The sequence below is a fragment of the Oceanobacillus saliphilus genome (assembly GCF_023522835.1).
In the GTDB taxonomy this organism is placed as follows: domain Bacteria; phylum Bacillota; class Bacilli; order Bacillales; family Amphibacillaceae; genus Oceanobacillus; species Oceanobacillus saliphilus.
In genome coordinates this window covers 1-12,340 of the sequence record NZ_JALCZU010000004.1, presented here as the reverse complement: position 1 = coordinate 12,340, position 12,340 = coordinate 1, and the positions used below count along the sequence as shown (strand labels likewise).

Genomic DNA, 12,340 nt, shown 5'->3' with positions numbered 1-12,340 from the left:
AAATTTTATTATCGGAACGGCTACGTCCAGCTCCAGCGCCCAGGGACTATCAGACTTCCCATACCTCCGTACGATAAGTCAACATCGGTTCGTCCCTCACCGTGTTTCCTTTATCTCCTGCGTAGGAATGTTCAACAAGTTGAACCACCCCACAGTTCGGGGCGCAGTCTGTACGTCCCTAAACGGGCGCCCCGCGCTTTTGTTCTTATAAATACGTTTCAAACCAGCGGCAGATTTGCTCAAGTCTAGCAATTCTCATTTCTGGATTCCCGCTCCTGCTCAGTTCATGTGTTGCACCAGGGAAACGGACAAACTCAACTTCCTTACGCAGGTGTTTCAACGTGATGAAAAGCTGCTCTCCCTGCTCAATCGGACAGCGGAAATCTCGTTCACCATGTAAAATCAATAAAGGTGTTTCCACATTCTCAGCATATTTCAATGGAGAAATGTCCCAAAGTTTTTTAGGGTCATCCAATAAATTTAAACCATGTTCCCATTTCGTGAAGAAAAATCCGATATCACTCACTCCGTAAAAGCTCAACCAGTTGGAGATGGAGCGTTGTGTCACTGCAGCTTTGAAACGGTTTGTATGGCCGACAATCCAGTTTGTCATAAACCCACCATAGCTTCCGCCTGTTACCCCGAGTCTCGTTTTATCGATAAAATCATAATTTTCCAGTGCATCATCGACCGCACGCATTAAATCGGTATAGTCACCTTCACCGTAGTTATGACGTACTGCATCAACAAATTTCTGGCCGTAGCCGTGGCTTCCACGTGGATTTGTATAAAGTACGACATATCCTTTTGCAGAGAGCAGCTGCATTTCATGGAAAAATGTCTGACCGTACATTGCATGTGGTCCTCCATGAACTTCTAGTATAAATGGATACTTTTTATTTTCCTCAAATCCATAAGGGTGCAGCAGCCAGCCTTGTATTTCCCAGCCATCTTCAGCAGTTACTGTCAGTGTTTCCGGTTCTGCAATGGCAACTTCATGCAGAAAATCAGCATTCCCATTTGTTAAACGCAACAGTTTTAGGTCAGACTCCAATAGATAAAAATTACATGGATTTGTAGGTGTGCTGATTCCAAGGATAAATGAATCGGTTGCATGATTATAAGTGAAACTAAATACATGATTGTCATTTTTATAAAGTACTTTTAAATTTCCGTTCAATGTTGCCTGATAGAGGCCTGTAGCACCATAGTCCGTAGCAATAAAGAAAATACGATTTTCGTCTTCCGCCCAGATAGGTCCCGTCTGAGAATCACCGAGTCTCGTGTCACTTGCCATTGCATCCCCAAGCTGCATATCCCAGTCAGTGCTCAGTGCAGTTCTTTCAAGGCTCGCTGTGTCGAAAATATATAATTCACTTAATGTAGCACCGCTATATTCATAATCATGCCCGAAGCAGGCGATTTTTTTCCCGCTCGGCGAAAAGCATGCACTATAATAGGAACTTTTTCCATTCGTTAATTTCGTTACTTCTTTGGTTTGAACGTCTAATGTATATAAATCACTGATTAATTCGTAGTCAGCATTCTCACCAAGGTTGGCTGTGAACAGGATTTGACTACCATCAGAAGAAATATCCTGAAAACCGTGATCGGCGTCTTCCGTTGTCAGTTGTGTAAATGAATCATCTTCAAAGCTGTACAAGATAATTTGTGTTTTCTTATTATCATGGAAGCCTCTCGCATCGGATTTGTATTTTAGCCGATCGATGACAAGTGGTTGTTTGCTTTGTTCTTCCTGTTCTTTTTTGCGTTCTTCCTTGGATTGTTCGTCCTGATTCTGAACATCATCTAAGCTATCAAGAGAAGCACTGAATACGAGATATTTTCCATCCTTAGACCAAGCAGGATTGACTGCCCCGTTTTTAAAAGTGGTTAATTTCCTTGCTTCGCCACCACCTGTTTCAATGAGCCAAAGCTGAGGAAGGCCGCTTCTTGTTGATTGAAAAACAGCTCTTTCCCCGTCCGGTGAGAAACGAAGGTTGCTGTTTTTGTCACTGCCGAAAGTCCATTGTTTCGCTTTATCATGACCGACTTTCTGAAAATAGAGATTGGACTGGTATTCATCTTGTTCATTTATAGTGTTCGTAACATATGTAAATGCTTTTCCGCTCGGTAAATATTGAGGATCGCTGTATACCTCAATCTGTTTAAGATCCTCGGCAGTAATTGATCGTTTAGTCATGGAATTGCCCCCTAATATCGAATTATCTAAACTTTATTTCAGTTTAAACTATTTCGTTTTACGAATCAATTAGGAAGTTTCACCTATTTTTATCCAATTCTGTTAAATAGTTTTGAAGTTCTTTAGGAGATTTAAAGATGAGAATTTTTTTAGTCTTATAGTGCGATAGGCGGCTATAAATAGCAGGTGCTTTTGTTTTGTTGAAGTTTTTAACCCATAGGAAAAATTCCCAGTTCAACCTTTCCGGGCAGTCTTTTCCCATATCAGGCCGCGTTTTACGACGGTACTGCAAGCGGCGCTTCGTTATGCCATAGAGGCAGCGAATTGTTTTATAATGCAAAAATATAACCGTATCTGCCTGTGCCAATCTTTCATCCATTGTACCGCTGTAGTTTCCATCGATAATCCATGTGTCGTTTTCAAGAATTTTCTGTTGCTGCTTCCTAAATATCGCTTTGTCTTGTGGTACCCATCCAGGCTGCCAATAAATCGCATCCAGATGATAAACTGGAAGATGCAGGATCGTACCAAGTTTTCGTGCCAACGTGGATTTTCCCGACCCTCCACAACCAATGACAGCAATCTTTTTCATAAAAACCTCCTATAAGAAATAATTTCGTTCATCCGCTTTGAAGTGAAAATTATTGAAAAGCTACACGCTCATGAAAGATATCATCCAACTGCATTGTAAAAAAAGGCCCATCATCCAGAATAAACATACAAAAACGCCTCCGTACTACATATACGGGGGCATTTCTTCAGGTCGCTAGTTATTTTTAAACAGTTTGATTTATTTTCTTTTCTAGAATCCCGGCATCCATTTCATAAGCTTCCTGTAATTGTCGAGTGATTTTCCCTGGCTTTCCATCAGCAATTTGTTGATTATCCACTTTTATGATTGGAGTGATTTCTGATGTACTACTGGATAGGAAGATTTCATCAGCCAGACTGATATCTTCTACTAAGAAACTCTCTTCGATGAATGGAATGTTCAATTCTTCAGCAAATCGTTCGATAGCCATTCTTACACAACCATGCAAAATATTGCTTGTCGCAGGATGGGTATAGATTTTCCCGTCTTTGACCATATAGACATTGGAAGCGCTGCATTCTGTAACAAGTCCATCTTTGTGCAGGACGGCCTCGTAACAGCCATTTTCTTTTGCAGTTTGTTTCGCAAGTACATTAGGTAAAAGGTTTAAGCTTTTAATATAACAATTTTCCCAGCGGATATCTCGTAGTGTAATTGTCTTTACACCGTCTTGCAATCCAGAAAGACTACGGGGCTGGTCCTGAACATAAGCATAAATGTTAGGCATTACCTCATCAGGGAAAACATGATCTCTTGGTGCTGAACCTCGTGTTACTTGCATATAAACTTTTCCGTCCGTAGTCATTTTATTTTTGGTGAGCAATTCGAGTAAAAGATTCGTAATTTCTTCTTTATTGAACGGAAGTTGAATTTTAATTGCTTCAGCAGAGCGGAATAAACGATTAACATGTTCCTCTAATAAATAATATGTTCCTTCATATATTCGGATTACTTCATATATACCATCGCCGAATTGAAGTCCACGCTCTTCGAATGGATATTTTAGATTGTCATGGTGAGTAAATTTGGATTGCGTTAAAATTATTGGATAAACCATCTAGTTGGCTCCTCTCATAAAATATATACCTAGTTTAAAGGGTGTATTTGGCAAAGTAAAGTAAATGTTTTATATTTCTGAAATTAGTTTTATTTACATTCAACCCTTGTAAATAGGCCTTTGTTATAGATAGTTAAACTTTTTGTAAAAAATTGTTGAAAAATCTATTGATTTGTTTACATGTAGTTGCTATAATAGATTTTGCAATCAAAAAACAACCTATTCTCAAGTTAAACAAATGCTAGCCAAGTTTTTAATTTGCGGGTGTAGTTTAGTGGTAAAACCTCAGCCTTCCAAGCTGATGATGAGGGTTCGATTCCCTTCACCCGCTCCATACATATGTGATAACGCAGTGTTTCGTAAAAAAGATTACGAAGCGTTGCGTTTTTAATTTCCCCAAATAAGAAATACGATCTCACATCCTGCACTTGAATACTTCTTCTCAATCATAGTATCCTAATAGAAAATACACGTCATATATGAGGGATTTACATGAAAAAACTATTTCAGCAATTAAATCAATTGGATAATAAAGGCTATAAAGCATATAAAGATATCCAAGGTCATTATCGATTTGATGACTTTGACTTATATATAGATTATGTACAGGGTGATCCATTTGCGACACCTTCCAAAATCAGGTTAGTCGTATCGAAAGAAAAGCGATCGATTCACAAGGAATGGCTCAAGACAAAAAGGCGGAAAGTTGCTGCAGAAGATGCTTTTTCTCGTGCTGTTGGAAAAACGGTTACTAGTGGAAGCTTTTTAGTGAAAGGGTCAGGAAAAAGCGGAATGATTTTCTTCGACAGTCCTGGTCAGGAAGTACTGGAACGGACTGCATTAGAAATCAATTCCGAGTCGATTACCGTATGCATGTCTGTCGGTTTGCCGGCAAATGGTCGTCGTATCAATGGGAAAGAAGCTGAAAAACTGTTTGGTAAAATCATTCCAACTATACTAACGAATTCCATCTTTCAAATTCGTGATAACGATATAAATGATGCCATTAAACTGGCTGATCAGCAAGAAGCAATCCGTAATGAAATGGATAAAAACGGTTGGATTGCCTTCATTGCCAATGGTTCTATTCTTCCAAGGGAGAGTGGTATCAGCAATCGACCGCTGAAGCAGGCTGTCCCTTTTCAAAGTCCAAAGGAAATGGAAGTTGCCATAACGATTCCACATCAATCACAACCTTTAAAGGGGATGGCGATTAAGAAAGGAATTACGTTAATCGTCGGTGGAGGATATCATGGAAAAACTACCATTTTAAAAGCGATTGAACGTGGTGTATACTTTCATACAAAGGGAGACGGACGTGAATTTGCGATTACAGACCCGAACGCTGTAAAAATACGGGCTGAAGATGGCAGACAAATTGCTTCCGTAAATATCTCACCATTTATTAATAATTTACCATACAGGCAGACTACCACTTCTTTCTCAACTGAAAACGCCAGTGGCAGTACATCACAGGCAGCAAATTTAATAGAGGCGTTGGAGACTGGGGCTCAAGCTTTACTGATTGATGAGGACACTAGTGCCACCAACTTTATGATTCGTGATGATCGGATGCGCAAGCTCGTACAACAGCATAAGGAACCTATTACGCCATTGATTGACCGGATCAAACAACTTTCCAATCAATGGCAAATATCCACAATCCTCGTTATGGGTGGATCTGGAGAATATTTTTCCGTAGCAGATAAAGTACTGATGATGGATGACTATATACCAAAGGATGTAACGGACGAGGCAAAAAAAATCATGCACGATCATCCAATTGAGCGTGATTCTAATAGTGAAACGGATTTCGGACAAATTACGAATCGTTCTTTTCAACAGCGCTCCCTGAAGTTGGATAAAGGGAACCGAACAAAAATCCAGGCTAAAGGATTGCATCAGATCGTAATGGGGCGAACAGATATCCTGTTTCATGATACAGAACAACTTATTGATCCATCCCAGACCCGAATGATAGCTGAAATCATTCATTACTTGTATCGAACAGATGGTTTAAAGGATAAAACATTGAGTGAAGTACTTGAAGGTATTGAAAGAAAGATGGATCAAGGCGGACTTGCATCTTTGACAACTTTCGGAAATCAGCATCCGGGAGATCTTGCACGTCCGCGCAAACATGAAATTGCTGCCGTTTTGAACCGAATGCGCACTGCAAAAGTGGACATATAATATGGAAGGGAGGAGATGACCATGCAAACGGAAAAACTGAAACAGGAAATCATTCACTATGCGAAGGAAATTGGAATCGATAAAATTGGATTCGCTTCAGCAGATGTTTTCGGGGAATTAAAGGAACGGTTGCGCAGGCAGCAGGAATTGAATTATCAATCCGGGTTTGAAAAAGGCTCATTGGAAGAGCGAACAGAACCACAACGTCTTCTCCCCGAAGCGCAATCAATTCTTTCCATCGCTATTGCGTATCCTTCCCGGATGAAAGGTGCCCCTAAGAGTACAAAAGAAGAGCGTAGGGGGTTGTTTGCCCGTGCTTCATGGGGAATCGACTATCATGTTGTATTGCGGGAGCGGCTGGAAAAGTTGTCTGCATTTATTCAGGATAAGGTTCCAGATGCTGTGAATCGAATAATGGTAGATACAGGGGAACTATCCGATCGTGCCGTTGCAGAACGGGCAGGCATCGGTTTTAGTGGGAAAAATACGTCCATCATCACGCCGGAATTTGGTTCATTTGTATATTTGGGTGAAATGATAACGAATATTCCATTTATACCAGATGAGCCGTTGGAAGATAGCTGCGGTGACTGCAGAAAATGTATGGATGCATGTCCAACAGGTGCTTTAGTCGGTGACGGTGGACAATTAAATGCACAGCGCTGTATTGCCTTTCTGACCCAAACGAAAGACTTCCTTCCAGATGAATTTAGAACGAAAATTGGTAATCGTGTTTACGGATGTGATACTTGCCAGCAGGTTTGTCCGAGAAATAAAGGGATCGACTTTCACATTCATTCCGAGTTTGAGCCGGAATATGATGTATCGAAACCGAAGTTAAAACCAATGCTGCACATCTCCAATCGGGAATTCAAAGAAAAGTTCGGTCATATTTCTGGATCATGGCGTGGGAAAAAGCCGCTTCAGCGGAACGCATTAATAGCTTTGGCACATTATAAAGATAAAACCGCCGTCGCTGATATAATCAACGTGATGAAAAATGACCCACGTCCCGTCATTCGAGGAACTGCTGCCTGGTCACTTGGTAAAATTGGTACAGAAGAAGCCTATTCAGCCATCCGCGATGCCATGGAAAAAGAGACCGATGAACAGGTGCTCTATGAAATGGAAAAAGGACTGGAATTTAAAAACAATCTATCGTACAATAAATAAATCGTGAAACGAGCATTCCCTCCATATACTTTCAGTGGAGGGGATTTTTTTATGGAAAAAATAAAGATGCTGTGGCTTGATTTTTTTCATGATCGAGAAAAGGAAAATTGGTGGCAGAGAAAGCAGAATTTATGTTCTGAGCGAGGTGCTGAAATCATTCAAATACGTGGGAATGGAAAAGTATTTGAAAAACTAAGGTACGATAAGGAAACACATTATCGGTACTTCATGCATCTTACGTATGTTATTAAACAACATAAAAAGATTTATGTAGAAGAACATGTTTTACCATATGGATTTGGGCTAGTGGACGGTACTATAAAGGATCATAAACCAATAAAAACAAAAAACGAGCGAATGAGAAAAGAAGCAATTGTTACCAATAAAGTTCGCGATCAAGTGAATGAACGGTTCGCCTATGATCGACTGGCTGCCGTGCAATATGCAGAGCGTTGGTGGAATAGTTATAATCCTGCATATCGTTTTTTTGACGTGGACTGTACGAATTATGTGTCTCAATGCCTTCGTGCTGGTGGTGGACCAATGTGGGGATCGCCTGTCAGGGAGCGCGGTTGGTGGTATGGGTCTGGAACATGGAGCTTCAGCTGGTCGGTAGCGCATTCACTAAGATGGTATCTTAGCGGATCTGAACAAGGATTAAAGGGAAGAGAAATGGAACGAGCGGACCAATTAATTCCAGGGGACATTATCTGTTATGATTTTCAGGGAGATGGAAGGTGGGACCATAATACAATCGTTGTAGCCAAAGATACGGAAGGAATGCCTCTCGTAAACGCACATACTGACAACAGCAGAAATCGATATTGGTCTTACGAGGATTCCACAGCCTGGACACCAAATATACAATATAAATTTTTCCGAATTGGGGATGATTAATGGTATACTAATAAGGTTATTAACTAAAAATGCTATTCTAAAAGTCCGGTAAAAATGACATATCGAATTTTGCAACAACTAGGACGTAGCGACCTCAGCCAATCCTTTTAAACACCTTTTTGAATCGGGACTAATAGCTACACGAATTTGTAAGGAGAATGAATGTTGAGTTTACATGTCGTATTATATCAACCAGAAATTCCAGCAAACACTGGAAATATAGGCAGAACTTGCCTGGCAACAGATACAACACTTCATCTTATCCGTCCGCTCGGTTTTTCAACAGAAGATAAAATGCTTCGCAGGGCGGGATTGGATTACTGGAAGTATGTTGATGTGCATGAATATGATTCAATGGATGAGCTTTACCGAATGTTTCCGGAAGGCAGCTTCTATTATATTGAAAACTTCGGAACAAAGCATTATTCTGATTTCAATTATAATAAGCCTGAAGAAGATATATTTTTTGTGTTTGGAAGAGAATCATCAGGAATACCGAAAGACCTCTTAATAGGCAAAGAAGACCAATGCCTGAGAATTCATATGAATGATAAAGTCCGTTCATTGAACCTCTCGAATACTGCAGCAATTATTATTTACGAAGCACTGAGACAGCAAGGATATCCAAATTTAACATAAAAACAGAAAAACCGTCATGCATCCAAAAATGCGTGACGGTTTTACTTAAGTAAAGAAATATAAGTTTTTTATGGAAGGTGATTGCCAACAGAGAGCCAATGCCACTTCCAATCAGTCGCTTTACTGATCCTGTTTTGGTACACCTGGTTTTGCTTCGTAGCCTGAAGTAAACATGGATACGATAAATGTTACAATTACACCCATTAACAATGCTAATTTCATAAAAACATCCTCCTCGATATCAATAGAGATAAAGCATTCTTTCGATAACTATGCCCCTATTATAACGAATAAAAACAATTATGTGAACTATCATGGAATATTTAGACAAAATATTAGAAGTAGGTGTTCAACAAAGAGACAAATTAGAATCGACAAATCAAGTCGGTTTAGGCCAGTGTATAGGAACGTACGTTTCTGTGTGTGCGTCGAAAAATAAGCAATGCTAACAACGTTTATCAAGTAAGAGAGATTCAATATTGTACAAATATCTGAATATATATATTGTAACAATCCTTAAAATAAGGTATATTAGTTGATGTAACGGAAAGTCAGTTCTATAATTTAATTGAACCGTTTACATAGCGGTAAAAGTTAACTTCTAATGGGGGTATCAGACGTGGCAGAAAATGAAGAATCTGTAGAAAGATTCTGGGGGCAGTTTCACGGACCAAATACGGGGTATTTGGAACAACAATACGAGTTGTACAAAGAAAATCCAGAAGCTATCGAGTCTTCCATAAAAGAGATTTTCGATACTTACGGAGCTCCTGCATGGTTGCAAACACCGAATAATGCAGGACAGTCAGCATCACAGGCGCCATCGGAATATGATGTGAAGAAACTAACCTCAGCTATGAAACTTGTTGAGGCTATTCGACGTTACGGTCATATGGAAGCAGACATCTATCCGGTAGGTGGTTATAAAGGCAATCAAACACCATTATTGAATCTGGAAACCTATGATTTATCTGAAGAAGATTTAAAGAATATCCCTGCATCCTGGATATGGGACAAGGCTCCCAGTGATGTGGAGAATGGTTTGGATGTAGTTAATAGATTAAGGAAGTATTATACGGGTACAATCACATTTGAGTATGATCATGTAAATAACCATGAAGAACGAAAATGGCTTTTTCATTTAATTGAAGATGGAGAAGCAAGACTTGAATTGTCGAATGAAAAGCGTAAAGAGATATTGGAGCGCCTTGTGGATGTGGAAGGGTTTGAAGCTTTTCTGCAAAAAACATTTGTCGGTCAGAAGCGCTTTTCTATTGAAGGCCTTGAAGCAATGATACCGATGATCGATCGAATTGTGCATTATGCCGCCCAAGATAAAATTGAAAATGTCATGATGGGTATGGCTCACCGTGGACGGTTAGCTGTGCTTGCAAATGTGCTCGGGAAACCGTATGACAAGATTTTTTCTGAATTTAATTATTCCAAAGATAGGGAACTTATGCCTTCCGAAGGCTCCATCGGGATCAATTACGGTTGGACTGGGGATGTGAAATATCACTTCGGAGCGAAAAAGGTCGTTAATAACGGAGATGAAGTTACGACTCGAATTACGTTAGCACACAATCCATCCCATTTAGAATTTGTAAATCCGGTTGTGGAAGGATTCGCACGTGCTGCACAGGATGACCGTTCTGAAAAGGGGTATCCGAAACGGGATTTTAATAAAGCAATCCCTGTATTAATTCATGGGGATGCGGCATTCATTGGTGAAGGTGTAGTTGCGGAAACATTGAATCTTAGCGGTCTACCGGGGTATAACACTGGAGGTACATTACACATTATTGCCAACAATTTATTGGGTTACACAACTGATCGGGAAGATGGCCGTTCTACAAGATATGCGAGTGATCTTGCAAAAGGTTTTGAAATTCCAGTTATTCGCGTGAATGCCGATGATCCGATTTCATGTGTTTCAGCTATTAAAATAGCATACGAATACCGCAAGAAATTCCAGAAAGATTTTCTGATAGATTTAGTTGGCTATCGTCGCTATGGACACAATGAAATGGATGAGCCAAGAACGACGCAGCCGGCATTATACAATGAGATTGACAACCATCCTTCCGTAGCAAGTCTTTTTGCTGAAGCTCTTGAAAACAGAAATATTATTAAAGCAGAAGATTTCGATCAGATGAAAGAAGCTGTTGAAACAAAATTAAGTGATATTTATTCGGAAATGGTAGAAAACGAAATCGGCCATCCAGAAGCAAAACTCATGCCAGAAGTGCTGTTAAATGGGTTGGATAAATTCGAAACAGCTGTCGATTTGGAAACGTTAAAAACATTGAATAAAGAATTATTAAAACGTCCGGAAGGTTTTAAAGGATTTAAAAAGACTGAAAAAGTGTTGAATCGTCGTGCAGATGCTCTGGAAGAAGGAAATAAAGCAGACTGGGGTACTGGAGAAGCTTTGGCATATGCATCCATTCTTCGTGATGGCATTCCAATCCGTTTGACAGGTCAGGATACAGAAAGAGGTACCTTTGCCCACAGACATATTGTTCTGCATGATACCGAAACAAATGAAAAATATAGCCCGATGCATGGTATTTCGGATGCCAAGGCATCATTCGATGTTAGAAACAGCCCATTATCGGAAGCAGGGGTGCTCGGATTCGAATATGGATACAGTGTTCAGTCCCCGGATACGTTGGTAATTTGGGAAGCACAATTTGGTGATTTCGCGAACGCCGGTCAGGTCATATTTGATCAATTTATTTCTTCCGCCAGAGCGAAATGGGGAGAAAAATCGAATATGGTCATGCTTTTGCCACATGGTTACGAAGGACAGGGACCGGAGCATTCCAGTGCCCGTTTGGAAAGATTCCTGCAAATGGCTGCAGAAAATAACTGGATAGTAGCAAATGTAACCTCTTCTGCACAGCTTTTCCATTTACTTCGCAGACAAGCAGCAATGCGAGGGCGTGAAGAGGCAAGACCATTAATTCTAATGACACCGAAAAGCAGTTTGATCCGCCATCAGCGTATGGCTTCATCTGCAGAGGAATTTTCTGAAGGTAAGTTTCAACCGTTGCGAAATCAGCCAAACCTGGAAGTTAGCCGGGAGAATGCAACGCGCTTGCTGATAGGTAGTGGAAAAATAATGGTAGATATTGAGGAAGCGATAGACAATTCGGATGAGACTTTCGAGTGGTTACGAGCTCTAAGATTGGAACAAATTTATCCATTCCCTGAGAAGGCATTAAAAAGAGAATTGGAGCAAATGCCGAATTTAGAGGAAATAGTCTGGGTCCAAGAAGAACCAAAAAATATGGGGGCATGGAATTTCGTTGATGATTACTTGAGAGATTTGTTACAGGAAGGTCAGAAGTTGCGTGTAATCAGTCGCCCGAATCGTTCTGCACCAGCTGGAGGGATACCAAGTGTCCATAAGACAGCTCAAAATAAAATCATAAATCAAGCGCTAACTACATCTGAAGGAGGAAATTCCAGTGCAAGAAATTAAAATTCCAGAACTAGCAGAATCCATTACAGAAGGTACCATCGCCGAGTGGCTTGTCCAAAAAGGCGACAAAGTGGAAAAAGGGGATCCAATTGTTGAATT

9 protein-coding genes and 1 tRNA gene are annotated in these 12,340 nt (G+C 40.2%); 7 read left to right on the top strand and 3 right to left on the bottom strand.

Annotated elements, in window-relative coordinates:
* Positions 1–205: 205 nt before the first annotated feature.
* From MN204_RS08095 to dat, 3 genes are all read right to left on the bottom strand, one after another.
* Positions 206–2,203, bottom strand: a complete 1,998-nt coding sequence (locus MN204_RS08095) for a S9 family peptidase (RefSeq protein ID WP_249870586.1) — start codon at positions 2,201–2,203, stop codon at positions 206–208.
* Positions 2,204–2,282: 79 nt separating this feature from the next.
* Positions 2,283–2,795 carry a DNA topology modulation protein gene (locus MN204_RS08090; RefSeq protein WP_249870585.1) on the bottom strand — a complete coding sequence of 171 codons (513 nt, stop codon included), beginning with the start codon at positions 2,793–2,795 and terminating at the stop codon, positions 2,283–2,285.
* A gap of 184 nt (positions 2,796–2,979) precedes the next feature.
* The gene (gene dat / locus MN204_RS08085) at positions 2,980–3,852 is read right to left on the bottom strand and encodes a D-amino-acid transaminase (RefSeq protein ID WP_249870584.1); all 873 of its coding nucleotides are present in this window, start codon (positions 3,850–3,852) and stop codon (positions 2,980–2,982) included.
* Between the two features lie 260 nt (positions 3,853–4,112).
* On the opposite strand from dat, the gene MN204_RS08080 reads away from it, so the two are divergent.
* The 7 genes from MN204_RS08080 to MN204_RS08050 form a co-directional block, all read left to right on the top strand.
* Positions 4,113–4,186: transfer RNA gene (locus MN204_RS08080), tRNA-Gly, on the top strand.
* Between the two features lie 158 nt (positions 4,187–4,344).
* Complete coding sequence (locus MN204_RS08075) at positions 4,345–6,045, top strand: ABC-ATPase domain-containing protein (RefSeq protein WP_249870583.1); 1,701 nt, start codon at positions 4,345–4,347, stop codon at positions 6,043–6,045.
* 21 nt (positions 6,046–6,066) lie between these two features.
* Complete coding sequence (gene queG, locus MN204_RS08070; protein WP_249870582.1) at positions 6,067–7,218, top strand: tRNA epoxyqueuosine(34) reductase QueG; 1,152 nt, start codon at positions 6,067–6,069, stop codon at positions 7,216–7,218.
* Positions 7,219–7,269: 51 nt separating this feature from the next.
* Positions 7,270–8,115 carry an amidase domain-containing protein gene (locus MN204_RS08065; RefSeq protein ID WP_249870581.1) on the top strand — a complete coding sequence of 282 codons (846 nt, stop codon included), beginning with the start codon at positions 7,270–7,272 and terminating at the stop codon, positions 8,113–8,115.
* A 165-nt stretch (positions 8,116–8,280) separates the two neighbouring features.
* Positions 8,281–8,754: a tRNA (uridine(34)/cytosine(34)/5-carboxymethylaminomethyluridine(34)-2'-O)-methyltransferase TrmL gene (gene trmL, locus MN204_RS08060; RefSeq protein ID WP_249870580.1), complete on the top strand. Its 474-nt coding sequence runs from the start codon at positions 8,281–8,283 to the stop codon at positions 8,752–8,754.
* Positions 8,755–9,373: 619 nt separating this feature from the next.
* Positions 9,374–12,241: a 2-oxoglutarate dehydrogenase E1 component gene (locus MN204_RS08055; RefSeq protein WP_249870579.1), complete on the top strand. Its 2,868-nt coding sequence runs from the start codon at positions 9,374–9,376 to the stop codon at positions 12,239–12,241.
* A partial coding sequence (locus tag MN204_RS08050; protein ID WP_249870851.1) for a biotin/lipoyl-containing protein occupies positions 12,228–12,340 on the top strand: 113 nt, incomplete at its 3' end. The genes MN204_RS08055 and MN204_RS08050, both read left to right, overlap by 14 nt.